Source organism: Rahnella perminowiae (assembly GCF_019049695.1).
GTDB lineage: Bacteria > Pseudomonadota > Gammaproteobacteria > Enterobacterales > Enterobacteriaceae > Rahnella > Rahnella perminowiae.
The window spans coordinates 116,057-141,963 of record NZ_JAFMOT010000175.1; the positions used below are offsets into that span (position 1 = coordinate 116,057).

Annotated in this window: 24 protein-coding genes; 11 read left to right on the forward strand and 13 right to left on the reverse strand. The window is 49.3% G+C overall.

The features are described 5' to 3' along the window. Positions 1-10: 10 nt before the first annotated feature. Complete coding sequence (locus tag J1781_RS12480; protein ID WP_217233671.1) at positions 11-1,282, forward strand: alanine racemase; 1,272 nt, start codon at positions 11-13, stop codon at positions 1,280-1,282. A gap of 60 nt (positions 1,283-1,342) precedes the next feature. On the opposite strand, the gene J1781_RS12485 is transcribed toward J1781_RS12480, so the two are convergent. Further along, positions 1,343-2,035: a hypothetical protein gene (locus J1781_RS12485; RefSeq protein ID WP_217219262.1), complete on the reverse strand. Its 693-nt coding sequence runs from the start codon at positions 2,033-2,035 to the stop codon at positions 1,343-1,345. A 123-nt stretch (positions 2,036-2,158) separates the two neighbouring features. Here J1781_RS12485 and J1781_RS12490 point away from each other — a divergent pair, with 123 nt between their 5' ends. The 4 genes from J1781_RS12490 (at position 2,159) to J1781_RS12505 (ending at position 4,955) form a co-directional block, all read left to right on the forward strand. After that, entirely contained in the window at positions 2,159-2,380 is a 222-nt protein-coding gene (locus tag J1781_RS12490) for a type II toxin-antitoxin system Phd/YefM family antitoxin (protein ID WP_129955421.1), read from the forward strand. Further along, on the forward strand, positions 2,377-2,748 hold the full coding sequence (locus J1781_RS12495; protein ID WP_217233672.1) for a type II toxin-antitoxin system death-on-curing family toxin: 372 nt from the start codon (positions 2,377-2,379) through the stop codon (positions 2,746-2,748). The genes J1781_RS12490 and J1781_RS12495 overlap by 4 nt, the downstream gene beginning before the upstream one ends. Positions 2,749-2,990: 242 nt before the next feature. Beyond that, complete coding sequence (locus J1781_RS12500; protein ID WP_129955425.1) at positions 2,991-3,896, forward strand: manganese catalase family protein; 906 nt, start codon at positions 2,991-2,993, stop codon at positions 3,894-3,896. A gap of 72 nt (positions 3,897-3,968) precedes the next feature. Further along, on the forward strand, positions 3,969-4,955 hold the full coding sequence (locus J1781_RS12505; protein ID WP_217233673.1) for an SDR family oxidoreductase: 987 nt from the start codon (positions 3,969-3,971) through the stop codon (positions 4,953-4,955). Between the two features lie 22 nt (positions 4,956-4,977). Here the strand turns inward: J1781_RS12505 and J1781_RS12510 are convergent, their stop codons facing one another. Both J1781_RS12510 and J1781_RS12515 read right to left on the reverse strand, forming a co-directional pair. Then, entirely contained in the window at positions 4,978-6,606 is a 1,629-nt protein-coding gene (locus tag J1781_RS12510; protein ID WP_217233674.1) for an alpha-amylase family protein, read from the reverse strand. 16 nt (positions 6,607-6,622) lie between these two features. Continuing rightward, the gene (locus tag J1781_RS12515; RefSeq protein ID WP_217233675.1) at positions 6,623-6,886 is read right to left on the reverse strand and encodes a sodium/hydrogen exchanger family protein; all 264 of its coding nucleotides are present in this window, start codon (positions 6,884-6,886) and stop codon (positions 6,623-6,625) included. A 544-nt stretch (positions 6,887-7,430) separates the two neighbouring features. On the opposite strand from J1781_RS12515, the gene J1781_RS12520 reads away from it, so the two are divergent. After that, positions 7,431-7,940, forward strand: a complete 510-nt coding sequence (locus J1781_RS12520) for a CinA family protein (protein ID WP_217233676.1) — start codon at positions 7,431-7,433, stop codon at positions 7,938-7,940. A 75-nt stretch (positions 7,941-8,015) separates the two neighbouring features. Here J1781_RS12520 and J1781_RS12525 read toward each other — a convergent pair whose 3' ends face one another. Further along, the gene (locus J1781_RS12525) at positions 8,016-8,531 is read right to left on the reverse strand and encodes a ferritin-like domain-containing protein (RefSeq protein ID WP_217233677.1); all 516 of its coding nucleotides are present in this window, start codon (positions 8,529-8,531) and stop codon (positions 8,016-8,018) included. A 62-nt stretch (positions 8,532-8,593) separates the two neighbouring features. Further along, positions 8,594-9,082 (reverse strand): YciE/YciF ferroxidase family protein, encoded by a 489-nt coding sequence (locus J1781_RS12530; protein ID WP_217233678.1) that lies wholly within the window; start codon positions 9,080-9,082, stop codon positions 8,594-8,596. Between the two features lie 322 nt (positions 9,083-9,404). On the opposite strand from J1781_RS12530, the gene J1781_RS12535 reads away from it, so the two are divergent. Further along, positions 9,405-9,572, forward strand: coding sequence for a con-10 family general stress protein (locus J1781_RS12535; protein WP_014333835.1), 168 nt, complete (start codon positions 9,405-9,407; stop codon positions 9,570-9,572). A 140-nt stretch (positions 9,573-9,712) separates the two neighbouring features. Here J1781_RS12535 and J1781_RS12540 read toward each other — a convergent pair whose 3' ends face one another. The 3 genes from J1781_RS12540 to J1781_RS12550 form a co-directional block, all read right to left on the reverse strand. Next, positions 9,713-10,429, reverse strand: a complete 717-nt coding sequence (locus tag J1781_RS12540; RefSeq protein ID WP_217233679.1) for an HAD family hydrolase — start codon at positions 10,427-10,429, stop codon at positions 9,713-9,715. A 218-nt stretch (positions 10,430-10,647) separates the two neighbouring features. Beyond that, positions 10,648-13,722: an efflux RND transporter permease subunit gene (locus tag J1781_RS12545; RefSeq protein WP_217233680.1), complete on the reverse strand. Its 3,075-nt coding sequence runs from the start codon at positions 13,720-13,722 to the stop codon at positions 10,648-10,650. After that, positions 13,719-14,861, reverse strand: coding sequence for an efflux RND transporter periplasmic adaptor subunit (locus J1781_RS12550; protein ID WP_217233681.1), 1,143 nt, complete (start codon positions 14,859-14,861; stop codon positions 13,719-13,721). The genes J1781_RS12545 and J1781_RS12550 overlap by 4 nt, the downstream gene beginning before the upstream one ends. Positions 14,862-15,196: 335 nt before the next feature. On the opposite strand from J1781_RS12550, the gene J1781_RS12555 reads away from it, so the two are divergent. Continuing rightward, positions 15,197-15,982, forward strand: a complete 786-nt coding sequence (locus J1781_RS12555) for a MipA/OmpV family protein (protein WP_217233682.1) — start codon at positions 15,197-15,199, stop codon at positions 15,980-15,982. A gap of 254 nt (positions 15,983-16,236) precedes the next feature. Here the strand turns inward: J1781_RS12555 and J1781_RS12560 are convergent, their stop codons facing one another. Continuing rightward, positions 16,237-17,124, reverse strand: a complete 888-nt coding sequence (locus J1781_RS12560; protein ID WP_217138036.1) for an ATP-grasp fold amidoligase family protein — start codon at positions 17,122-17,124, stop codon at positions 16,237-16,239. Between the two features lie 314 nt (positions 17,125-17,438). Here J1781_RS12560 and J1781_RS12565 point away from each other — a divergent pair, with 314 nt between their 5' ends. Beyond that, on the forward strand, positions 17,439-18,656 hold the full coding sequence (locus tag J1781_RS12565; protein ID WP_217233683.1) for an alginate lyase family protein: 1,218 nt from the start codon (positions 17,439-17,441) through the stop codon (positions 18,654-18,656). Between the two features lie 82 nt (positions 18,657-18,738). Next, positions 18,739-19,497 (forward strand): 5'/3'-nucleotidase SurE, encoded by a 759-nt coding sequence (gene surE / locus J1781_RS12570; protein ID WP_217233684.1) that lies wholly within the window; start codon positions 18,739-18,741, stop codon positions 19,495-19,497. A 41-nt stretch (positions 19,498-19,538) separates the two neighbouring features. Here surE and maa read toward each other — a convergent pair whose 3' ends face one another. From maa to J1781_RS12590, 4 genes are all read right to left on the reverse strand, one after another. Beyond that, a complete protein-coding gene (gene maa, locus J1781_RS12575; protein ID WP_217233690.1) occupies positions 19,539-20,090 on the reverse strand; it encodes a maltose O-acetyltransferase in 552 nt (183 codons plus the stop codon). Positions 20,091-20,163: 73 nt separating this feature from the next. Next, positions 20,164-21,516 carry a carbohydrate porin gene (locus J1781_RS12580; RefSeq protein ID WP_217218922.1) on the reverse strand — a complete coding sequence of 451 codons (1,353 nt, stop codon included), beginning with the start codon at positions 21,514-21,516 and terminating at the stop codon, positions 20,164-20,166. Between the two features lie 122 nt (positions 21,517-21,638). Beyond that, positions 21,639-23,072 carry a glycoside hydrolase family 32 protein gene (locus J1781_RS12585; protein ID WP_217233685.1) on the reverse strand — a complete coding sequence of 478 codons (1,434 nt, stop codon included), beginning with the start codon at positions 23,070-23,072 and terminating at the stop codon, positions 21,639-21,641. 18 nt (positions 23,073-23,090) lie between these two features. Then, the gene (locus tag J1781_RS12590) at positions 23,091-24,332 is read right to left on the reverse strand and encodes an MFS transporter (RefSeq protein WP_129992204.1); all 1,242 of its coding nucleotides are present in this window, start codon (positions 24,330-24,332) and stop codon (positions 23,091-23,093) included. A 244-nt stretch (positions 24,333-24,576) separates the two neighbouring features. Here J1781_RS12590 and J1781_RS12595 point away from each other — a divergent pair, with 244 nt between their 5' ends. Beyond that, complete coding sequence (locus J1781_RS12595) at positions 24,577-25,584, forward strand: LacI family DNA-binding transcriptional regulator (RefSeq protein ID WP_217233686.1); 1,008 nt, start codon at positions 24,577-24,579, stop codon at positions 25,582-25,584. Positions 25,585-25,907: the final 323 nt, after the last annotated feature.

A 25,907-nucleotide genomic window follows, 5' to 3' on the forward strand; every position in this document is an offset into this window, starting at 1 on the left:
TGGAGGCGCTATGTCAATTCATTTTCCGCTGATGGCAGATGGTCTGCTGGATGCGATCCAACCCGCGCCACGCTTTAAATCTGTTGCAGGCCGCGGCGATGCGCCGTTACCGACTGGCACGCCGATATTTGCCAGCAACATGGTGTTTTCCCCGCTGATGCTGATGAAGCAATCGGCGCTGGAAAATAATCTGCGTCAGTTGGCAGATTTTTGTCATGAACAGGGCGTGATGCTGGCGGCACACGGCAAGACCTCAATGTCTCCGGCGATCCTGCGTCGTGCCGTCACTGAAGGCGGTGCCTGGGGATTGAGCGCTGCCACCCCGGCGCAGGTACGGGCGCTGCGCCAGTTTGGTATTCGCAACGTATTTCTCGCTAATCAGCTGGTCGACCCCGCCGGTATTCACTGGATAGGCGAATGGCAAAAGCAGCATCCCGACCATGGCTTTCTTTGCTACGTCGATTCAATGCAAGGAGTTCGTTTGCTGGAGCAACATCTCAGCGACAGCCGCATTGCGGTACTGCTGGAGATGTCCGTCAGTGGCGGACGTACCGGCTGCCGTACCCAGCGCGAAGCGCTGGAGATCGCGACCGCGATCGCTGCCTGCCCTGCCCTGCAAATGGTCGGCGTAGCGGGTTATGAAGGTGCGCTGGGGGCGGAGCGTGACGCCACCGGTATCGCCAGGGTGCAAGATTATTGTCAGATGCTGATCGCCACCGCTGCGCTGCTGGCCGAGAAGCAGCTGTTCAGCAGCGACACCATTATTCTCAGCGCCGGTGGCGGTGCCTGGTTTGATGTGGTCAGTACCTGTTTTACCGAAGCCCGGCTGTCGCTACCGATCACACCGCTGATCCGATCGGGTGCCTATATGGCACACGATAACGGGTTATATGCCCGCATCGCCCCGTTTTCCCAACCTGATGCCCGGTATCATTTTGAGGCAGCGCTGGAAATCTGGGGGCGGGTGTTATCTCGCCCCGAGCCAGGGCTGGCGTTTGTTGATTTTGGACGCCGTGATGTGCCCTTTGACCAGGACCTGCCGAATCCGCTGTGGGTGCGCAATGTTGATGGCAGCGCCCCTCGTGCGGCTTCTGGCATGCGTATCCGCGAGGTGAACGATCAACATGCATATTTGTTGCTGTCGGATGAGGATACATTAAAGCCTGGTGATTGGGTGGGCTGTGGTATTTCACATCCCTGTACCGCGTTCGATAAATGGCGGTATTTGCCATTGGTAGATGATGAATATTGCGTCACAGACTCACTGGAAACAGCATTCTGAGTGAAGCATCGAATCATAGCGATGGAGGCGCAGGTTCAGACTGCTTACTGCAGATAGTTACTATGCGCGCGGAGAGACTTCATTTAATGCGGATGAATATTTCAATAAATTTTCACATCCCGTCACCTGCGGGTAAGGCCGGCAAACCAGCATCATTTTGTTCTTCGGTTCAAAGCCATGATCAATCATGCAGCGTTGGGTTTTTGCTGTGCGTCCAATGCTGGCGACTGCCAGATTCGACCCGAGCGGTTTTGGATAACCGCAGGCGTACATCACAGGCAGCGCTTCCCGATCATTGGCAACTTGCGTCGACAATCCTCCCCCTGGCGCGCCCACCTTACGCCAGGTGACCTGCATGTCCTCATACCGGCTGGAATCCGGTTTAATCGGATAGAAACCTTCATCAGCTTCAAACGGCAGCGCTTCGAGCTGGGACTGACTGAGCGGATGTCCCTGTTTTTTTTCAACGCAGGCGGGAAGTTTTCCCATCACCTCACAAAAATCAAACCCGTCCTTACGTGTAAAACCCAAACGCTGCATACAAAGGAATTGCAGTGCCTGCTCATTTCTGGGCAGGTTATTCAGTGTATAGCCAACCGGATCACCACATTGTGTCATCGCGGCTTTTACCCCCTCTTCCGTCGTAGAAGGACGTTCCCATTGAGTGAATTCAGCTGCGGGAGGACAGCCGGTAAGCAAAAATACCGAGATAACCAGTGCAGGAAAGGCAACCCGCTGTGCTTTACTGAACATAGTGATCCTTACTTATTCATAATCATGCGTGTGAATAGTCATGAGTGCGGCGTTGAAAAATACCATTTTTAAATGTACATTGAGTTGTACAACTGGGGTGTACATTTCATTGAGGTGATAACGATGCAAGCGATAAATTTTACAACGGCCCGAAATGAACTGGCAGCGGTCCTTGATGGCGTGTCCGGCGGTGAACCTATCATGATCACACGCCGGTCCGCAAAACCTGTCATTGTCATTGATGCTGAGCAATATGAAAAAATGCAAAAAATACAGGCGGAATCGGATTTTGACTGGTTGTTTACTGAACATGGCCAAACGCTTGAAGCACTCAAAAACCGATGATTTATTTTCTTTCCAGTAAAGACATCATCAGTATTCACGAACGTATGATTGCAGCTTACGGAGGTCTTGCAGGCTATGCCGATCCTGGCCGGATAGACAGTATGGCAACCCGAATTTTAAACCGCCACATTTATGAAGGCGAGAATGATATATACATTCTGGCTGCTGCATACCTTCTGGCCATAGCGCGGGGACATTGTTTCAATGACGCAAATAAAAGAACGGCATTTGCATCAACAGTTTTGTTCCTGCGCCGTAACGGGATTTCTCTTCGGTTTTCTCCAGACCATGAAGAGTTGACTGTCGCTGCAGCGCAGGGGAATCTGGATGTGTGGCATATTGCTGAAATCCTGAAACAGTCGATCTGAAAATTAATTCCCACCTTTTAATACGTGTAATTAACATTCTGTGGCTGATAAGACCAGGGGAAGCTCTTCAAAGAAAGGGTTATTGAGGCGATCAGTTTTCCTCTTTAACTGCTCAATGCAGAAAAATCCTAAACGTGTTATCAGATACTCATATCCCTCCCTTATTTATGGTTAATCTCCCTTTCCTTTTCTAGGCTTAATTTGCTCAACCCATATTTCATCGATTTGAATGAGGAAACTTCATGTTTAAACATATCAAGCAGTTGCAATATACGGTTCGTGTCGCAGGGCCGAATCCCGGCTTAGCAAATTTATTACTCGAGCAATTTGGCGGTCCTCAGGGAGAGCTGGCGGCAGCCTGCCGCTACTTCACGCAGGGGATTGGAGATGACGATCCGGGCAGGAAGGATCTTTTACTCGACATTGCCACCGAAGAGCTCAGTCATCTGGAAATTATCGGTACTATTGTCGGTATGCTGAACAAAGGCGCAAAAGGTGAGCTGGCTGAAGGGACCGAAAAAGAGGCAGACCTTTATCGTTCTCTCACCGGTGGAGGGAATGATAGCCATATTACCTCTCTGCTGTATGGCGGCGGTCCCGCACTGGTTAACTCTGCCGGCGTGCCGTGGAGTGCTGCTTACATTGACACCATCGGCGAACCTACAGCGGATCTGCGTTCAAACATTGCGGCGGAAGCCCGCGCAAAAATCGTTTATGAACGCTTAATCAATGTAACAGACGATCCGGGGATTAAAGACGCGCTCAGTTTTCTTATGACCCGTGAAGTCGCGCATCAGCAGTCCTTTGAAAAAGCGTTATACGCGATCCAGGATAATTTCCCGCCGGGCAAATTACCGCCGCTGCCACAATTTTCTCAGGTCTATTACAACATGTCAGAAGGTGGCACTGTCCGTGGTAGCTGGAATTCTGATAAGACATTCGAGTATGTTGACCAGCCTCAGCCTGCGGTTGATGGCGGAACGGGTGAAGCCTCGGTCAGCCTGGATGCAGCACAGCAGTCCCAGCTGGATGCGATGAAAGCACGTACCCAGTCTGACCCGTCGATAAACCCTGTCACGGGCGCTGAACTGGGTTCCACCGGTCCGATTGAAAACACTAAGCCAGATATCATCAAGCCTAAAACCTGACCTTCATGATCAGCGCCTGGATCCGCAGGCGCTGATAAACGACGTCAGAAATAAAATAGCAGGAGGGGATTTATGCCTTTAGTTGTGGTTACCGGAGGGACTGCGGGTGTGGGGAGAGCCACAGCATTATGCTTTGCGCAGCATGGTTATGACGTGGCTGTCATTGCCCGCAGCCAGAAAGGTCTCACAGCAACAATCAAAGAAATAGAATCTGCAGGCGTCCGGGCGTTCGGGATGAGTGCAGATGTTGCCGATACGCGTCAGATGGAAGAGGCTGCGACTCAGATTGTCAACGCCCTGGGGCCTGTGAATGTCTGGATCAACGCCGCCATGTGTACGGTCATCTCCCCTTTTGCTGAAATGAGCCCATCAGAATATCAACGTGTCACAGATGTGACATATCACGGTGTCATTAATGGCACGCGGGAGGCATTAAAAATTATGTCATCTCAAAACGTCGGACATATTATTCAAATTGGCTCAGCCCTGGCGTATCGATCTGTTCCTCTGCAATCTGCCTATTGTGGTGCGAAAGCCGCTATACGGGGATTTACTGACGCACTGCGTTCAGAGCTTATTCATTCTAGGTCACATATCAGGCTGACGATGGTTCATCTTCCTGCCGTCAATACGCCGCAGTTTGAATGGTCGCGTAATAAGCTGCCCCGTGCCACCCGCCCGGTGGCACCTGTTTACCAACCGGAAGCGATAGCAGAGGCCGTGTATAAAGCTTCTCTTTTAGCCCCACGGGAATTATGGGTCGGGCTATCCACTGTCCAGTCCATTATTGGCAATATCTTCTTCCCCGGATGGCTGGATAAGCTGATGTCCAAAAAGGCATGGGGTGGACAAATGCAGGCTGAACTTCAGCCGATAAATGCAGCAGATAATCTCTATATTCCCGTTGAAGGTCATCACAGAAGCAAGGGAAAGTTCAGCGGTGAAGCGAAGGACAGTGTTATTGCCATCGATCCCGCGCGAACGGGTAAAGTGGCGCTGACAATGTTTAGCGCCGTTTTTTGTGCCCTATTATGGCGAAAAAGCGGCAGGAAAAAGTAATTCGGTATTGCATACCTTGCATTCACTCACGAGTGTATTTGACCGTAAACCAGCGGTAGCCGTAGCCATTGACCGGAAACCTGTCTGTTGCTTTCAATAGTCCTGACTTAGCATATTCTTCATCGGCAAGCAGTTCGGTGAGCATCATAATTTCTGGCTCGTTTAGCTCAACCTGCACTTTTTTATCGCTTAAATTGGTAATCATCAGCAAAGCATCCCCGTCATAGTCATAACGAATGGCAAAAAGTGAGGGCATTTTCATGTCGATGATTTTATGAGTACCGGACCCTATTTCTTTGCACCCTAGCCGCGTCCGGGCCATGTTGCTGACAAGATGCAGCAGTGAATGGTTTTGAATTTGTGATTTACTGACGTTCACAAGCCGGTAACGGTTGGGTCCTCTTACCATCACTGGTGCGATCAGTTTATCGCGTTCAGCTTGAGAAAAACCGGCATTCCGGGTGGTGTCCCACTGCATGGGTGTTCTTACAGCATTCCGCTCGTTCAGGGACAGATTCTCGCTCATGCCAATTTCATCACCATAGCGAATAATAGGTGTGCCCGGTAATGAAAATAACACCGAATATGCCATAGCAATTTTTGCTGTATCATTTTCAAACATTGAAGCTAAGCGTCGTCTCAGTCCGCGCTGATAGATATGCGTATCCTGTTCAGGACCAAATTCTTTTATAACATCACGTCGTTCTGCCGGGCTTAATCCCGCCAGATCCAGTTCATCATGGTTACGCAACCAGTTAGCCAGACAGGCCCTTGCCGGTGGGGTGGGAATATCATCCAACGCCTTAACCAAGGGGCGGGCATCTTTATGTGCGAAGGAAAGAAACATAGCCTTGTTTAGTGAGAAACTCAGTAACATATGCAGGCGATCATTATCGCCAAAATAGTCGTTATAGTGTTGTGGCGGAACATCAACCTCGCCCAATAAAATAGTTTCGAGGTGCCGGACGGCGACAAAATTTCGTAAATGATTCAGTAACCCGAGACCTTTTTTGACATCTCCTTTTCCGGCTTGTTTTATCAGGTGCGAAGCGGCATCAAGCCTGAATCCGGAAACACCCAGCCGGAGCCAGTACAGGATCACCCGCTCAATTTCATTTATCACGGCGGGACAAGCCAGATTTAAGTCCGGCTCATCATGGTAAAACATATGTCGATAATACTGCTGCGCAGTCTCATCCCAGCTCCAGACGCTCTTCTCTACCCCGGGAAACATCGGGGGATCGTCATTTTCAGGAGGCTCATCTGCCCAGATATAATAATTCCGGTACGGCGAGTGACGATCTTTTCGGGCTTCCTGAAACCATCGATGTTCGCTTGACGTGTGCTGTAAAACTAATTCAACGATCACCCGCAGTCCCATTTCTTCTGCCTGTTCAAGCAGCATCACCATATCGGCGATATCACCAAAACGCGGATCTACCGTGAGGTGATCCTTTACGTCGTATCCGTCATCTCTGAAAGGGGTCAGATAAAAAGGTGTCAGCCAAAGTGCATTGGCCCCCAGGCCACGAATGTAATCAAGGTGTTTGAGTATCCCGCTGATATCACCAATTCCGTCGTTGTTGGCATCAAAAAAATAAGCGGTATCCACCTGATAAATAATGGCATTTTTATACCAGTCACTGTTCATCGCTTCACTCTCTGTTTTAAATGATATCCCGAACCGTTCTTTGAATAACTTTAGCGGTAAATAATGATGTCACCATAGCAATTTCAGTCGCCCGGCTGATCATGGTGGTATGCGAGAAAATATCGGGATTAACCAGCCCCAGCCCCCATTGGCCACAGGCAATACCGACCACTAAATAAAGACCGAACATAGGTACAGGCGTTCTGTTTAACCAGCCCGTCAGCATCGACATAATAAGCAGAAGAATGCCAGTCGCAGTCATCCAGCCCAAAAAATTCATCTCCAGCCTCCCGCGCTGACCTATAGGTTATGTATTTAAAAAAATAGAGACTCCGAGGGAAATTTCATAGGGTTAATCTCTATTTTGACCCATCTGTATCTTAAGTTAGTAAATACTTAAAGTTATGCATTAATATTATTTAATGAGTTGGATTAAATAAGATAAATCTTATCGAAGGAGTCGATTTTTATGTCCATTATATTATTAATATAACATACTGAGCCATGCTTTAAAAAAGCTGATACAAGGAAGTGTCATACACAAATATATTCAACAGAGATTAACCATACAAATAATCGGTCATGCGAACTGGTATTATTTTTGATTTGACGAGTTATAAATTTTTTATTAAGAAATCAGCATTTGATCCCTGCCTTTTTATTTTGCTTAATCTTTTTCTGTCTTTCCAGTCAACTTATACCGCCCCCCACAATTATGATGAATCAAAAGCGACAGAAGAAAAACGATCACATTCGCAGGGAAATTGACGGGTAACAGCCGTTAGGACCCTCTTTAAGCCTTCATCATGTAAAGGAGAACCGCAATGGATGAGACGCTCTTAAATGCGGCGAAAAGAGCCGTTCAGTCACTGAAGAAGAGAAACCTTACCCTGTCGAGCGCCGAATCCTGCACGGCAGGCATGATCAGTATGGCATTGTGCGCCGCCTCAGACGATGGCGTCCCCTATGCAAGCGGCTTTATTACCTATGATGATCGGGCCAAGAATCAGCTTCTTCATGTCAGTGCCGACACCCTGACAAAATTCACCGCCGTCAGCGCCCAGACCGTAAAAGAAATGGCGCAAGGCGCTTGCGAAGTGGCGGGTACAGACACCGGCGTATCTGTCAGTGGCTACGCCGGGCCGGAAGGGGGAAAAGACGGGACACCGGCAGGCACCGTCTGGTTTGGCTGGTATTTCGGGCCGGGTAGTCAACAACAAGAGGTCAGACATTTCGACGGGGATTGTGAAGCGGTGATCCTGCAGGCCTCAATTTTCGCTCTGGAAAGGCTGGCGTCGCGGGTGGAGGAATTGCCTGACAAGTTCAGTAAGTGAACGGGCGATAAATCGCAGATGATACGCAACGAGCCCCGAAATCGGGGCCCGATGTTACCAAAGTCATCTTCAGCTTCAGCGTTTCGCTTCTGCGTCCGGGTCTTCTTCACGGGATAAAAATTGTTTGGTGAGATCGGGCATATGTTCCGCTAACCACTTAGCCATTTCTTCTTCCTGAATTTTAATTTCCCGGAACACGCGGGCACCTTCGAGATCGCCCACATGTTCAGCCGCCGCAATCAGGGCACTGTAGGAGGCAATTTCAAAATGTTCAAAGACGTAACCGCTGATCCCGCCCTTGATGACTTCGTCGCTGGCAAACATACCGCCAAAGACCTGACCCATCGCCGACATTTTACCGGCCGTATCCTTCAGCACGGAGCGCGAGGTATCAAGGTTGTTTAAAACACCCTCAACCAGTCGCTGTTGCCCCTGCGTTTCGGTAATATGCTGCTTAATTCTTTGCTGAAGAACCGGGTAGTGTTCTAACCGATCCGCCATTTTTGATAACATCGTTTCGGCTTGTTGTTCCATGGCGTGAGCATCCCTCACCCAGTCAATGTAATTCTCATACGCTTCTGAAGTGGCCATAATAAACTCCTTATAAACAGAGGAATAAAACAATCATCCGGACGATCGCAACCCAACGGAAGTTAGCCTTTTGAAGCCTGATCGGACTCCGCCAGAAGGGTCAGTTTCTCATCGGTTCTTTTTTCTTCTTCCAACGTTTCATGAAGTAATTTAGCAACGTCGGTATAACCTAATTTTTTGGCCATCGCGACCAGAGTGCCGTAGGTAGCAATTTCATAGTGCTCCACTTTCTGAGCTGCACCAATCAAACCGGCGTCCAGAACTTCTCCTTTCTCGACCGAGTCGATCAACTCCTGCGCTTCAGCCACAAGGCCTTCCAGGGCATGACATTTCATACGTTTTATACGCAGATCATCATTAGACTCCACAACCTGATCAAGCCGTTCAATTTGGCCCTGTGTTTCTTCGAGGTGAAGTTTAAAAGCTTCAGCCAGTTTGGGATCGGTCGCGGCCCGCGCCATTTTAGGTAAAGCCTTGGTAATCTGGCGCTCAGCACTATAAACGTCAGATAAATCGTGAATAAAGAGATCTTTCAATGTTGTTATAGCCATATTTGCCTCGTCATGTTGTTCACGTGAGTTATTAATAATAGTTGTTTTAATTGTTAATATATAGGTTTGGGATTTTTCCTAAACAAAATTATAATATCCAACCACAGCAGATTCCGTAAACCGCCTAAAGAATAGCGGGTTACGATTGTATATGCAGACACACCCCACTCACCGCCCATTAAATATAAATAAAAATTTTGACAGCCAGACAAACTATATTATTATTGAACGTGAGCACATGCTCTTCAGGTAAAACATCCTGTATATTCATATCAGGATGCTCTTACTCTAAAAAACTGTACTAATCCGATAGGAGGATATTATGGCCGAACATCGTGGTGGATCAGGTAATTTTGCAGAAGACCATGAGAAAGCATCAGAAGCCGGTAAAAAAGGCGGGCAAAAAAGCGGGGGTAACTTCGCTAATGACCGCGAACGTGCAAGTGAAGCCGGCAAAAAGGGTGGACAGCATAGCCATGATAATGATTAGTACTTAATCATGTAGGGCTATATTTTGTCCCACCGGGGCCTGTGGTTAATTCCGCAGGCCTTTTTAATTTGTTTATTATTTTAATACGTATGCACTTCTTTATTTTAGCCCGGTACATAGTATCTTATTTTCTTTTCTGCTCACCAAAGCCGAGGTAAAGCATGCTGCGTAAACATCATAGTGATTTCGTTAAGAGAATTTACGGAATATTCTGTATCAACCCACCGTCCCGGCCATGGATGAAACCCTTTCAGCCAGATAGCTTTCATGCCAGCATTTTTAGCTCCCTGATAATCATTAACTGGATGATCGCCCACATACCAGCACTGATCTGGACGTAAACCTAGCCGATTTGCTCCCGCATGAAATATTTTTGGTGAGGGCTTACTTTCGCCAAACCTTTCAGAACAGAGCATTACGCCTATTTTTTCTGAAAGAGAAAGGGCTTCTAACGTTTTATTGCGTGACCACTCAGCGCCATTTGATATGACGCCAATAGCGATACCATGCCTAATAAGTTCATCAATCAGTTCATTGGCACCAGGCATAAGAATAGCCGCTGAAGGGAAGTGATTGACCCAATGTTCCAGGACTGTCTTACCCTGTTGGGGGTCTATCCATCGTAGCTCTGAAGCTAATGTTTGGCTTACTGCCTCGCGGATTGAGGAAAATGGCGAGTTTTCAGGAAGGTAACCGCCGTTATCCTCACGAGTGATAATCGCATTAATATTATCTGCATTTTTTTCTTTAAGTTGGTTACGAAAGGCCAAATAAAATATCTCTGCATACCGGGCAACACTCAAAGCTCGATGAGTAAGCGTATTATCTAAGTCAAAAAACACGGCTTTTGGAGACATCCTCTAACCTCTTGTTATTAGTTATACTTTTCACCCTAATGCTTTCTTTCAATAATGAACTTACAGCCTGGCTTGGAATGATTTCAGGCAGATATTCACCTGCCTGAGCATTGCACAGAACTAACATTATCGTGAACAGGTTACAGCCAGACCTCGCAGGCTGGCTCCTTCTCTGTACGACAGTGAGTTCTACTGTTACGTAACTGAAGTTCATCAGCTTAGTTTAACTTTGCATTATCGCTGTTCTTTTCAAACTGCATAATAATGCTCAGCGAAGCGGGTAATACCGTCAGTGTGACAAAAGTGGCAACAATGAGTCCGCCGATAATCGCATAGGCCATGGGTCCCCAAAAAACCTGCTCCGCAATCGGGATCATTCCCAGTATGGCAGCGCAAGCGGTGAGCAATATAGGCCGGGAACGATGTTGTGCCGCCGCTTTGATGGCGTCATCGCGGTCAAGCCCCTCCCTGACGTTATTGTCCACTTCGCTGATCAGGATCACCGCGTTGCGGATAATCATGCCTGCCAATGCGATGATACCGAGCAATGCAACAAAACCCATCGGCGTCCCTGTCGGCAACATCGCCAGCACAATGCCAATCAGTCCGAATGGCGCCATGAACAACGCGAGAAGCATGCGGGAGAAGCGCTGTAACTGGACCATCAGCAAAATCAGCATAACAAACAGCGTGACCGGCAGCACCGCGAACACCGAGCTGTTGCCTTTGTCCGACTCGGCCACCACACCGCCCTCCTCTATCGTATACTCCGGCGGTAAGCTTGCCCTGATACGTGAGACCAGAGGAGAGAGTTGCTGAGAAACAGCCTCTGCCCGCAGACCTGCGGCTAAATCCGTCTGTACCGTGATAAACGGCAAGCGTTGCCGACGCCAGATAACCGGATCATCGATTCCCCAGACCGGTGTCGCCACCTGGCTGAGAGGGATTTTCTGCCCGTTTGCCGTGGTGATCATCAACCCGGACAGTGTGGTCAAATCCTGACGTTCGCGCTTATTCCCCCGCAGAACAACATCAATCAGCCGGTTTTTATCCCTGACAGTGGTGACAACGCTGCCTGACCAGACTGTGTTAAGCAACGTGGCGAGACTTTCGGAGGAAACGCCCGCCGCCCGTGCCGCAGTCTGATTCACCTGTAACGTGATGACCCGCTCGGGTTCACCGGCGGTCAGGTTAACTTCACGGGTTTCGGGACTGTTTCCGAGAACGCTGGCAAGTTGCTGCGCAATCTGCCTGACCTTTGCATAATCCGGTCCGCTGACGCGATATTTTACCGGCCAGCCGACCGGCGGACCCAGCTCCAGCGGCGAAACGCGTGTGGTGATATCACTGAAATCCCGGGCCAAAACCGTTTCCAGTTGCGCACGTAACTTATCCCTGTCCTCCAGACTTTTGGCGACAATGACCAGCTGTGCCGTGTTCTCATCATTGAGTAATACGTCCATCGGCAGATAAAAACGCACCGCGCCTGACCCCACATACGTAGAAAAGTGGTCAATATTCGGATTGTTTTTCAAGGCGTGCTCCAGCCGCTCCGCCTGGCGCGCCGTGTCGCTTTGAGAAGCATTGCCGGGAAGCGTGAGGCTGACCAGCAGTTCCGGGCGATCAGACGCAGGGAAAAACTCGCCCTGCATAAACGTGGTCGCATAAGCGGCAAGCCCTAACAAAAGGCAGGCAAGACTGAGAGTCGCCACGCGTCTTCGCAAAACCTGATTCAGCAGACGCTGATAGAAACGCATCAGTCTGCCCTGTTTTTCAGCGTGTGATGCCAGTTTCTCAGGTAACAGCCAGGTTCCGATCAGCGGTGAAAAAAGGATGGCCACTACCCAGGAACATAAAAGCGCAATCAGCACCACGGCGAAGAGAGAATAGCAATACTCTCCCGCACTTGAGGCGGCAAAACCTACCGGAATAAAGCCCGCTATCATCACCAGCGTGCCGGTCAGCATCGGGAAAGCCGTGGTTTCGAACGCGTAAGTTGCTGCCCGCCATTTAGAATCACCGGCCTCAATGCGGGATACCATTGCCTCGACGGTGATCATGGCATCATCCACCAGCAACCCCAGGGCAATGATTAACGCCCCCAGTGAAATACGTTGTAAGCCTATGCCCGCCAGCATCATGCCGATAAACGTCATCGCCAGCACGATGGGGATCGCCGCAGCCACCACCAGCCCGGCACGGGTGCCTAATGAGACGAAGGACACTGCCAGCACAATGACCACAGCCTCAATTAATACACGGATAAATCCGCTTACAGCCTGCGAAACCACTGTCGACTGATCCGCGACTTTAACCATTTCAATACCATGCGGGAGCTGCGCGCCAATAGCAGCCATCCGGTCATTGAGCGCCTTGCCGAAAGAAAGCATATTGCCGGTAGAAGCCATGGATATGGCAAGACCGATAGCAGGCTGACCGTTGACCCGGAATGCCGGTGACGGAGGCTCGGCATCCTGGCGGCTAATGGTCGCGATATCCGTCAGCGGAATGTAGCGCCCGGCAATATGCAGCGTCACGGCACGTAAACTTTGCTCTGATGTCAGTGCGCCGCTCACCCGCAAGGCAATGTTTTCACGATCGCTTCGCAAGACGCCTGAAGGTTCAACCGCATTTTGCGCCTTCAGCGCATCGGTGATTTGTTGCAAATCCAGTCCCATTCCCGCCAGCTGCGCCGGTGAGAATGCGAGGACAATATTCTCCTCCTGCACACCCAGCAGATTGATCTTCCCCATATCCGGCAACGACATCAGACTGCGGCTGATATCATCGACCCTGTCACGAAGCTCACGCGGCGTGAAACCTTCTGCAGTAAAGCCATAAATGGTGCCAAATGTGTCATCAAATTCGTCATTCACCGCCGGGCCCTGCACACCCGCTGGCAGTGACGGCGCAATATCCTGCATCTTTTTACGCACCTGATACCAGATACCCGCGACTTCTGAAGGGGGCGTGTCATCGCGAAGGTTCACAAAAATAACTGATTGCCCTGCATGGGTTTCACTTTGGACAAAGTCAAGATAAGGCGTTTCTTGCAGTTTTTTCTCCAGCGTATCGGTGACCAGATTAACCGTGTCCTCCACGCTTGCACCCGGCCAGCTCGCAGACACCACGGCAGTTTTAATGGTAAACGCCGGGTCTTCATTCCGGGGGAGTTGCTCATAGCTGATGATACCCGCCGCCATTAACAGCAACATAAAAAAGGCGATCAGCGACTGATGATTCAGCGCCCAGGCTGAAAGGTTGAAAGCCCCGACCGGGGAAGACATTTTCATTCGCTGTCCTCCCCGGGGATAACTTTTTCACCGTCTCGAAGTTTACTGACACCCGCAATGACCACCCTTTCGCCAGAGCGGATACCGGCAGATATAAATATTTCAGAGGTACTGTAACACCCGATAACGACTGGCCTTAAATGCAACAACTGTGTTTTCTCATCCACAACAAAAACGGCCGGTTTATTCCCGGTACGGGTCAACGCAGAGGCAGGCAGTGCTATCAAAAGCGGACCTGACGCGTTAAGTGTAAGTTGAACACTGGCACCGAGTGCCATGGCCGGTGGCGGGTTATCCAGGGTGATGCGCAGACGCCAGGTACGGGTTTGCGGATCGGCCTGCGGGCTGACGTCGCGGAAATGCCCCTGGGCCACTACGGAAGGGGCCGAAAGTAGCGATACATTAAACAGGCTGTCAGCTTGCTGAGGAACAGACTGAGGATCGGCCACATCAAATACGGCATCGCGAATGCTGCCACTGGCCAGGGTGATCACAGACTGTCCGGCACTGACCACTTGTCCTGCCGACGCGCTGACCTGGGTGATCACCCCGTCAGCCGGAGCAATGAGTTTTGTCCAGGACACATTTTCCTGCGCATTTTTGAGCGCATCTTCACTGCTCTGACGCTTCGCACGGGCGGCCTGCCAGTCAGCCTGGGCACTATCAAGCTGCGATCGGGCAATAGCCCCCGAAGGCATCAGTAACTGCATACGCCTGAGATTGAGTGCGGCCACCTGCTCTGCCGCGCGGGCACTGTTCAGATCGGCCTGCGCACTGCTGAGCTGGTTGCGGCTGGTATCGCTTTCTTGTGTGGCGAGAACCTGACCTGCGATCACACGATCTCCCACCTCGGCCTGCCGCGTCAGAATGCGCCCGTCCAGCCGGAACCCGAGCGTAACCTCTTCATGGGCGCGTATTTCACCCGTTTGAATCAGAGAACCCACCGCGACCGGGGACGGTGCGAGAATTGCCCGTACCGGCCTGACCGGAGGAGTTTGTTTATGGGTTTTGTCACCACAACCTATCAGCACCATAACAATAATGGCCAGACAGGCAGCAGGAATGAAGGGAAGTATCCGGCCGGAGGCGGATAAATGGCGAACAGCATGCCGCGCATAATCGGTGAAGGTAACAGCCATGACAGTCTTCCTGAATTGAGATATCGCTATTCAATCCAATCACTGTCCAGATTCCCGTAATATTTCATCAAGGAACCGTCAAGATGAACACTTTTTTGCAAGATTGCTGACCGGCACAGCGACAGCACATGTGCAGCGTTTAAATGCGCCCCGGAAATGTCCGTCACATCGGCGTCATTCTCCACAATCAGGATCTGCTTTGCCTGCACAGGGGGCGTCTTGACGGTTTCTTCATAATTCCCCGACAGTTTATTGACACGGCCTCTTCATACTTCGGGTTTCAGACGCGGCTGCAATCCGCTACGAACCATATGTTTGGGTGATGAGGAATCACAATGATATCCAGAAAACTAATGCTGCAGATGACCTGTTTCAGCCTGTCCGCCACAGTGCTGCAGGCAATGGCCGACAACACTCCGCCTGCGCCAACCTTTACCGTCGGCATGGGCGCACAAAGCGCGCCGCGCTACAGCGGTTCCGATCAGCGCCACTGGCTGGTTGCGCCGGTCATTCAGGCGCGCGATGGCGCCTTTTTCTTCGATTCGCTGAAAGGTGTGGGTTATGACCTGCAGACGGATAACGGCCTGTATCTGGAGCATACGCTGGGATATAGCCTGGGGCGGACAGACAGAAATTCCACCTGGCGGGATGGCTCGAATAAACTCAAAGGCATGGGAAATATCGATGCGACCATGAATACCGCGCTCGCGGTGGGTTGGTCAGCAACACCGTGGTTGTCTTTTGAAGGCAAAGCCACTCTGCCACTGACAGACGGGCAAGGTGTACATTATCAGACTTCCGTCACGGTACTGCCGGTACAAAACGACACCGACACTGTCGCGCTTCAGTCGGCGGCGCTCTTTGGCGACCGGCGCTATATGAACACCTTTTATGGCGTGAGCCGCGAACAAAGCGACCGCACTAATTTCGCACCTTATCAGTCCGCCGGGGGGTTCTATGGCGTAGACAGCAGCCTGACCTGGAGTCATCAGTTCACGTCGCACTGGGGCGGCGTTGTCAGTGCCGATTACACCTGGCTGGACGACAAAGCGGGTAACAGCCCGATTGTGGTTAAGCGCGGTGGTACAACTTACAATTTTGGTGTGCTTTATACCTTCTGATGGACTGAACATGAACGTATGAAAAGTCGTCCTAAATGGCGACTTTTTATACGTCAATCCTTCTACTCTCCTATACTAAAGGCGACCCGGATGAAAGGAGATATCGCCATGCTGGTTTTGATCATTTTGTTTTATATTTTCGCCTACTATTGCGTATTTATGATATTATCGCCGCCCTCATTCTCAGGATATTTCAGACATGCACTGGGTTTTTTCTAAGCAAAAATGTAATACTGCATAATTAAACCGAAAAGTCACACCCACAACTCCCCCAGAAAATAATCCCAGTGCACGGGGGAAATCTGTATCCTTCCGTTGCATGGCGTGAGGGTTATCTCACTAAAATAAATCTGGCTTGCATCGGCAATAAAATCCACCCGGCAATAAGCGATACCTTCCGCCAGCTTTTCCGCAAGGCCGATCATGTGGCGATAAAGAACAGGCTCAGCGATTTCATGCGGGGAGTTATTGTAACCCATGGTGAGCGGAAGAATTTTCCAGTGCGGGTCATAAACATTGACATACTCATTATTCATGGCATCAGTAAAATCAGCTTCGGTAATATGTGCTTTACCTGAAAAACAATGAACGCGATAGACTTCAGGAATAAGATGTAAGGGTTTCCCCCCGAAGACATCGATAAATTTTTCACAGATTATATAAGGCTTGATATCCTTGTAGTGCCATTCACGCGTGACATAATACATATTCCGATTAAGATGATCATTAAGCTTTTTCTTTGCTGCCCGCTCATCGAACTGATGTTTATTTTTGCAGATAATCGCGCTGCCACTGTCATGACTACATTTCAATACAAACCGCTCAGGAAGATGAGATAAATCAATAAGTTCAGCCCTCTCAAAGACCCCTAAAAGCGGGACGAGATAATCGTCTCCAATTTTCTTTTTCACGTACTCCCGGACTGCAATTTTATCCGCCAGCATAGTAAAGAAAGGGTCTCTTTCGAAGATCATTCTGTTATTTATCTTCTCATTCAGGCTTTGTGGATTTTCAAAATCAGGCACTCTGCGAAACTCTTGTTGATGCTTTCGCATCCGGTAACGTAAATCACTGATAAAAAATGTACGGACTAACTTCAGCTTGTACTCTACCTTTTTCAAGGCCATTTTATAAGATTTCATGAGTCTGTTCCCGAGGTGAATAAAAAATGCCATGCAATACTCACCGAAGAGAATCAATATTTCGTCAAGGGAAACACAATGTATCGTTAACACAACACAAAAATATATGAAGCATACTACATATTAGACACCTAACTTATCGGTGAAACAGTTATATTAAAGCCAGGTTTAATGATATTTATTTACAATAAAATCAGTGACGTTTATGCCTGCTACAGATATCTTTGCAACTGAATAATAATCAACCGCTCAGTTTCATCAAATAATGGAATACATGCCCATACGTTTATTAAAAGATAAAGGGAAAACTTACAATGACGTTATATAAAAATCATGCAGAACGGGATAGGCACCTCCCTTATTTTTCATGTCTGATGTTAACCGGGGCATTGATTATTGCCCCCCTCTCCAGCACCCGGGCAGAAGCGGTTACGCCATTTATCCACCCGGGACTTCTGCATACCCAGAAAGATTTTATACGGATGCATACCAAAGTGACACAAGGCGCTCAGCCCTATAGGGATGGCTGGCAGAGGTTATTGGAAAATAAACATGCATCCCTTGGCTGGCACGCTAATCCACAGGCCGTAATCTATCGCGGAAAGGACGGCATTCATACTGAGAATTACGGCACCTTATTCAACGACGCTGCCGCGGCTTACGCACTGGCATTACGTTGGAAAATCTCTGGGGATGATGCCTATGCCCGCAAGGCTATCGGTATTTTAAACGCATGGACGACGACACTTACGGCGATTAGGGGAGGATCAGACCGGTATCTGGCCTCAGGCCTGTATGGTTATCAGTTTGCAAATGCGGCAGAGATACTGCGCAGTTCTGTCCTCTGGAAGCCAACAGATTTTCATGATTTCCAAACTATGATGCTGAGCGTCTTCTATCCTATGAATCAGGATTTCCTCAACCATCATAACGGGGCGAAAATTGATCACTACTGGGCCAACTGGGATCTGGCTAATATGGACTCCATGTTAGCTATCGGCGTACTCACGGATCGCCGTGATATTTACAATGAGGCGATGACGTATTTTAAATACGGTCAGGGTAATGGTTCGGTTGAGCATCTGGTGTGGAAACTTTACGGTTCTTCTCTCGGCCAGGTCCAGGAAAGCGGTCGCGATCAGGCCCACTCATTACTGGATATCGCTTTGCTTGGTGCGTTCTGCCAAATGGCCTGGAATCAGGGAGACGATTTATACGGTTACGACCATAACCGGGCTTTGCTTGGCGCCGAATACGTTGCAAAGTATAACCTAATGCATGATGTGCCCTACACCCCGTATACCAATAGTGATGTCACCCAGCCCGTCATTTCCGACAAATCACGCGGACAGATGAGGCCAATCTGGGCGCTTTTTTATAATCATTATGTTGTGCTGAAAGGGATAACGTCCCCTTACGTCGAAGCTTTTGCAAAAAAAGCCAGTCCCGAGGGCGGTGGTGGAGATTATGGGCCTAACAGCGGAGGTTACGACCAGCTCGGATACGGTACTTTGGTCTACACGTTGAAATAAACCGTTTGGCAAACTTGTTACCGGTTTTCATACGTAATCCACACGTTTATACAACTTAGCTTATCCCGTTTAAGGAGAATCTATGCCTCAACAAAGTATGCTATGCGAGAGAATATTATTAACCAATGATGATGGTATCGATGCTCCCGGTATGGCCGTCCTGGAAAAAATCGCTCATCAACTTTCTCACGATGTCTGGATAGTGGCTCCCGTCCACGATCAGAGTGGCACGTCACATTCACTTAGCCTTCACAGTCCGTTACGTCTGAGTGAGAGAGGACCGCAACGATACGCTGTGACCGGGACACCCGGAGATTGTGTAGCGTTAGCGCTCGGTCATCTGATGAAAGATAAAAAGCCAACGTTGCTGCTTTCAGGGGTTAACAGAGGGGCCAATCTGGGAACCGAGACCGTTTTTTCCGGCACCATTGGCGCTGCAATGACCGGCATGCTGATGGGGGTGACGTCCTTTGCCCTCAGCCAGGCTTTTACGGACCGCAATAGTGTTCCCTGGACAGTCGCAGAAACCCGGGGCGCTGCCACTATCGAAGCGCTCTGGAAGAGTGAAACTTTTAAAGCCGGATGTCTTAACATCAATTTTCCCGTTGCCATTAACCCGGACTTACCGGCATTTACCTTTACCCGTCAGGGAAAGGGATATCTGCACGATATTGATGTTATTTCGCATCGCGACCCCCGCGATCTTGAGTACTTCTGGCTCTCCCTGAAAAGGCAAAACTTACCGGATGCTCCTGAAACAGAAGCCGCCATTTTGCAACAAGGGGGGATCAGCGTGACACAATTAGGTTTTGACCGTGGTGTAACGCGTCAAAACGGCTAAATTATTTATCCCCCCTTTTCCGCCGACTGCGGCACCGGTGTCTAAAGCCGCTTAATGATACGGGCCGGATTCCCCCCCACGACGCAGTTAAACGGCACGTCTTTTGTCACGACCGCGCCGGAAGCCACCACCACATTATCACCCAGGGTGACACCTGGGTTGATCACCGCACGTCCACCGATCCACACGTTATTACCAATCGTCACCGGTTTGCCGAGTTCTTTCCCGCTTATGCGCAGCTGTGCATCAAGCGGATGGGTAGCGGTATAAATGTGCACTCCTGGTGCCAGCATGCAGTTATCACCAATACGCACCTCGCATACGTCAAGGATCACGCAGTCAAAATTGGCGTAGAAATTTTTTCCCACATGGATGTTATAACCGTAATCACAGCGGAAAGTCGGCTCGATATACGCGCCCTGATGACTTCCTAACAACTCGTTAAGCCACTGTTTACGCAGTTTTTCATCATCTGGCGATGAATGGTTGTAACCATGTAAAAGCTGGCGTGCGCGCCTGCGCTCGCTAATAAGTAATGCATCACCGCTCTCATAAAGCTCACCGGCGATCATTTTTTGTTTTTCTATATTCAACGTCATACTTCGATATCCTTTAGTGATGCGCTCATGCCAATTTCCAGCGCCAGGTTTTTACGGCAACCGGTTTTTAGAAAAGGTATTTAAAGCGCACGCGTGCACCATAACGGTCATCCGTATTACCCGTTTTAATCGTCGGTGATTCAAGCCAGGAGGCATAAGCCCCCAGGTAAATATTGAAGTTAGGCATATCCATGATATCAGGCAGGTGCCATGAAGTATGAAGGGTATGAATGTCATACTTACCCGGCGCCAGAATCGCGCAGTCGTTGTCGCAGTCACCGGCTACCCCGGCCATATTGAACTTGTCGATATTGTTGTGCGCGTAGATGTAACCCACTTCCACCCTGTGCCATAAGGCATTGATGCCTGCGCTGAAATCTTTTTCGTCAGCTGCGTCGAGATAAGCCGTGCTCAGGTTAACGACCGCACCGTTTTCTGCATCAGTTTTAAGCGTGTTCCAGCTCATCGTCATTCCGTAACCGGTCCGGTTCGACTGGTCAACCCAAACACCCTGCGTATTCTGATATCCGTAGGCATTATTCACCAGGTTGCTTTCGACCGCGGCGGCGACTGACCACTCGCCGGATTGCCAGGCAATAACCGGGCGGGCATAAACCACATTTTTACGGTTATCTAACGCATTGCCGTGATAGTTATTGTCGACAAATAGCGAACTGCCATCTTCTATAAGCGTGTTGAGTTCGAAATACCAGTTATCGAGTGTCTTACTGAGCAGGAAATTGCCACCGCTGCTGCTGCGCCCGCGACCCTCTTTCATCATATAGATATAACCGTAACCGTCACTGTAGAGATCGTTAGCGGTATTACCGGAATATTCAATGAACGTATCCTGATTCAGCGGGAACATATCCCAGGCCTCGAAGCGACCAATTTTAATTTTCCAGTCATCCTGCTGACCAAAGAAAAATGCCGCATCGTCGAGGTTCATTTTTCCGTTGATATCAGCCAACGGCTGAACGCTGAATCCGGCATATTTTCCATTAACCCCATTTCGCAGACCATCAAACCCCAGGAGAATACGGCCATTCATATCCCAGCGCTCTTTATTTCCCGGCGCCCAGTTTTTATTTGTGCTGGTTTTTATCGACGTCAGGCTGCCCGTGCGGCTGGCACCATCCATATTAAATTCAACGTCTCCATAAAATTTAATATCACCATTCCCGGTGAGCTGAAGCGCGGGAGTCGCAGGAGCCGCGGGAGTATTGTTTACTACGTGGGACAATTGCTTCTCTTGCTTGAGGGCGCGAATTTCAGCCTCCGCACCCGCCGCGCGCTGCTCCGTGACTTTCAGCCGCTGCTCCATTTGTTCCAGCCGTTGTTCGAGGGAAAGCGTACCCTGTGCATGGGCTACTGAGGTACATACAGACGTCAAAATACATCCGACCCAGATTTTATTCATCGGAAAAGACCTTCTTATTATTTATATTAATGTGTCATTTTTGTATAAATACAGCCCGAAGATAAACGCAGTAATAACCCGCCCATCATCAAAGACGGGTTATTTGCGACACTGGACAGGGCTTATTCCAGCTGCCAGGCTCCGGCATCTGATAATGTCGCTGTTCCATGCCAGGCAAATAAACTTAATTCGCGACGATCGGCATCAGGGTATATTCGGCTACTGAGGCATGCCTCGCCGTCATTAACGAATACCTCGACCGAAGAGCTGTCAATAAACATACGTAAAGCCAGAGGAACGCCGGGCACCAACGGTACACTGCGCGTGCCACATAATCCGTACTGCGGATAGCGGCGCTCAAGCACCAGACGCTGCAGCTGCGTATCAACATAAACACGCAGACCTTCTCCCAGGCTAAGTCCATACTGTTCCGCATCACTGCTTGCGCAATCCCAGTAAAGCACGACTTCCATGGCCTCCCCTTTGTTTGCCATGAGTGTCTGCTGGTTTTTCAAGGTACTGACAGGCCACGGGAACCAGGCCTGACGCAGCGCTTCCACCTCTTTCGCGGGGCGCATCTGCAGACGATTGTCCTCAGTAAGACTCAGCTCACGCGGCAGAGACAACATCCCGGACCAGCCGTCCTGTTGCTCCGGCATCGGCGACTCCCACATATCCAGCCAGCCAATCACGATGCGGCGGCCATCCGGTGTCAGGAAACTCTGCGGGGCATAGAAATCGTGTCCGTGATCCATTTCGACGAATTCCCCTGTGCGGACAAACGGCTCTCCGGGCTGCCAGTCTCCCACCAGATAACCGCTCTGGAACAGATTGCGGTTCTCAAAGCCCTGCGCGGCCATCCCCTGCGGAGAAAACATCAGGACACGTTTGCCATTAAGGGTAAAGAAATCAGGGCACTCCCACATAAAGCCCATACCGGCTTGCGCCTCATCCAGGATCCCTTCATCCTGCCACTGACGCAAATCGGCTGAACGATACAATCGTATTTGCCCGGTATCGCCAACGCGCGCACCGACGACCATGTACCAGCTATCCCCTTCGCGCCAGACCTTAGGGTCGCGGAAATGATGCAAGTCCGGCGGGGTATCGATAATGATCCCCTCACGTTTAAAGTGAATACCATCGCGACTGGTTGCCAGACACTGCACCTGATAAAGGTTCTCGTCGTTACCGGCGTCGCCGTGAAATTTATGTCCGGTGTAGATCAGCGCCAGGGTATCGCCATCCACCACCGCCGACCCCGAAAAACACCCGTCTTTGTCTTCCGGTCCTTCCGGGGCCAGGGCAACGGGTAAGTGCTCCCAGTGAAGCAAATCTTTACTCCGCGCGTGCCCCCAGTGCATCGGCCCCCACTGAGTGGAATAAGGATGATGCTGATAAAAGGCGTGATACCAGCCATCAAACCAGATCAGGCCATTAGGATCGTTAATCCAGCCAGCCCTTGCAGCAAGGTGATAGCGCGGATACCAGCGCAGGTTTAGCATCTCGCGCTTAGCTTGAAGTTCCTGTTCAGCGTTAGCAATTGTATAGGTCATCGTTTTCTCTCTTTTCAATCAGATAGTAGAAAGTTGTGGTATCTGCGGATCCATTGAGGTTTTACCGGAACGCAACAGGAAAATAGAAATAAAGGTGATGCAGAACACCATTAACCCCATGAACAGATAGGACTGAGCAAATCCATATTTTTCGTAGCTGTAGCCAGCGAGGGGTGACAATACGGTGGCAATTACGGATCCCGTACAGGCAAAACCCACCAGATAGAGCGTGGATGAGAGACGTTTATCGAAGTTAAGGCTGTTGTATTTGAAGATAGAGATAAGCAGTATCGGGAGTTCAACCGCATGCAGCAGCTTGGTGATAGAGATAAGCAGAGGGCCTTCCACTAATCCGGAAGCGACCATGCGCATCGCCATCACCATGCCGGCGAAAATCAGACCATTTTTAGCACCTAGACGATTTACCAGCCATGGCGCACAGAACATGCCTGCGGCCTCCAGGAATACCTGAAACGAATTAAGATAGCCGTACATCGCATTCCCTTCATGTTGCGTCGGGAACTGTGAGGAAAAATAGACCGGGAACTGTTGATCGTAGACGCCGTAAATACAGGTGCCGACCACAAAGAATACCAGCGCCCAGAAACGCGGCAGGGTCAGCAGGCGTAATGCATCCTCAAGCGTGACTTTCCCCCCCGCCACGGCTTCCTGCATGGCATGGGGCGCAGAAGAGACGCGTAAACGCATCAAAAGTATGAAGAAGACCAGACCAGAACAGCTGGCAACCGCGAAATTTAATTTCGGGTTAATATTAAACAATAACCCGGCGAAAAAAGTTGCCACAGCCCAACCCAGCGACCCCCACATCCTTGCTTTTCCGAATTCAAACTGGCTCTGACGGGCGACACGCTCGGTGTAAGACTCAAGGACACCAATACCGCCATTGAACGTCAGACCGATATAGATGCCGCCAAAAAAACTGCCCAGAAAGACGTTAATTTTCAGTAGATGGCCAAAAAGCAGATAGGCCGGACCGGAAAAAATTAATAATGCCGTGATAAACCAGAGCAAATTCTTACGCAGCCCCAACTTATCCTGAATAAAACCATAACAAATTTGCACAAACAGAGTGGAAAAAGACACCACTGAAAAAATTATCCCGGTATCCCCTGCTTTCAGACCGACTTCCTGATGTAGCCAAATCGAGAGCAGTGAGCCTGTAGAGGACCAGGTTACAAAGAAAAAGAACAATAAAGCGCTGAGTATCAGATAACTTTGAGAATGACGGGTTTTCATCATGGCAATCTCATGCTGAGGTGGAGCGCAAATGATAACGTTAACATAAAATAAGGCGCATGCCGTTTTGCTGTAATTCTAGATGTTAATCACAAAAGTTAACGTTAACATAAGCAGTATGAGATCATGATCAACTTTTCTTATTCACTGCAACCCACACCCGGACACCAAAATCACGTATGATCCTTTTACATCAGCAAGTTAGTTTTATAACCTGTGGCGTAATGAGCAGGCAGGAGCAAAAAGAATGGCGTCCCTGAAAGATGTGGCAAAACTGGCGAATGTATCACTGATGACGGTTTCCAGGGCACTAAACTCCCCGGAACGTCTAAAGCCTGAGACCTTGTCACGCGTACAATCTGCTATCGATGCGACGAATTACGTGCCCGATTTATCGGCCAAAAAAATACGTGGCGCTCACGCGATTGCAAAAACCATCGGTGTGCTGGCACTTGATACCGTCACCACCCCCTTTTCAGTGGAAATCACACTCTCCATTGAAGAAACAGCACGTGCGCATGGCTGGAACAGCTTTGTGGTTAACATGTTTTCGGATGACAGCCCGGAAAATATCGTTGATTTGCTTCTCTCACACCGACCGGATGGCATTATCTATACAACAATGGGATTGCGACAGGTGCCGCTACCCGAGAAGTTGTTAAACCTTCCCTGTGTGCTCGCCAATTGCGAAAGCCTGCATCAGCAGGTAGCGAGTTATATTCCGGATGACGAACATGGACAATATGCAGCGGTACGTGCACTTTTGTCTGCAGGCTATCGTCGCCCGCTCTGCTTACATTTGCCTGCAACACATCTTGCCACTGTCAGACGCCGCAAAGGTCTGGAACAAGCATGTATGGAGGCAGGGCTGGCTCCTGAGACACTCGACCACTATTACATGGAATATGGTGATGAGCATTATCGGGATATTCCGGCGATTGTGCAGGCACATATTCATCAGAAAAAACCCTTATTCGATTCGGTGATTTGCGGTAACGATCGCATCGCGTTTATGGTGTACCAGACGCTCCTGGCGCAAGGTCTGAGGATCCCCGAAGATGTGGCAGTCATAGGTTACGATAATATGGTGGGGATCGGTGATTTGTTCCTGCCGTCGTTGTCAACGGTACAATTACCCCATTATGAAATTGGCAGGCTCAGCGCGCTTCACATTATTGAGGGTAAATCCCATCGCGATATAATCAAAGTTGACAGCCCGTTACTGCTCCGTCAGTCAATGAATACAGTAAAATGAATTATCTTCAACTCTGCCGATGAATTGGCATGAGTTCATCCAAAATTCAGTAGTATCGGTCATACCGAATAAAAAGCTGTCATTATATTATGGAATGAAATAATAAAATGCAGTATTAATTCTAACAATAAAAAATCATGGCGCCATTTTACAGCGTTCCGCTATTCATCGCACTAAGATAAACATGTGATCTTAATCATATTTTTAATAAAACAAAGAAATACTTTTTTAATTTAAACTAATATAAATCAAAAGCTTAGCGTATATTTTAGAGTAAACATAAATTCAGCACTAAAATAAATTATTTTTTTACCGATAAGTAT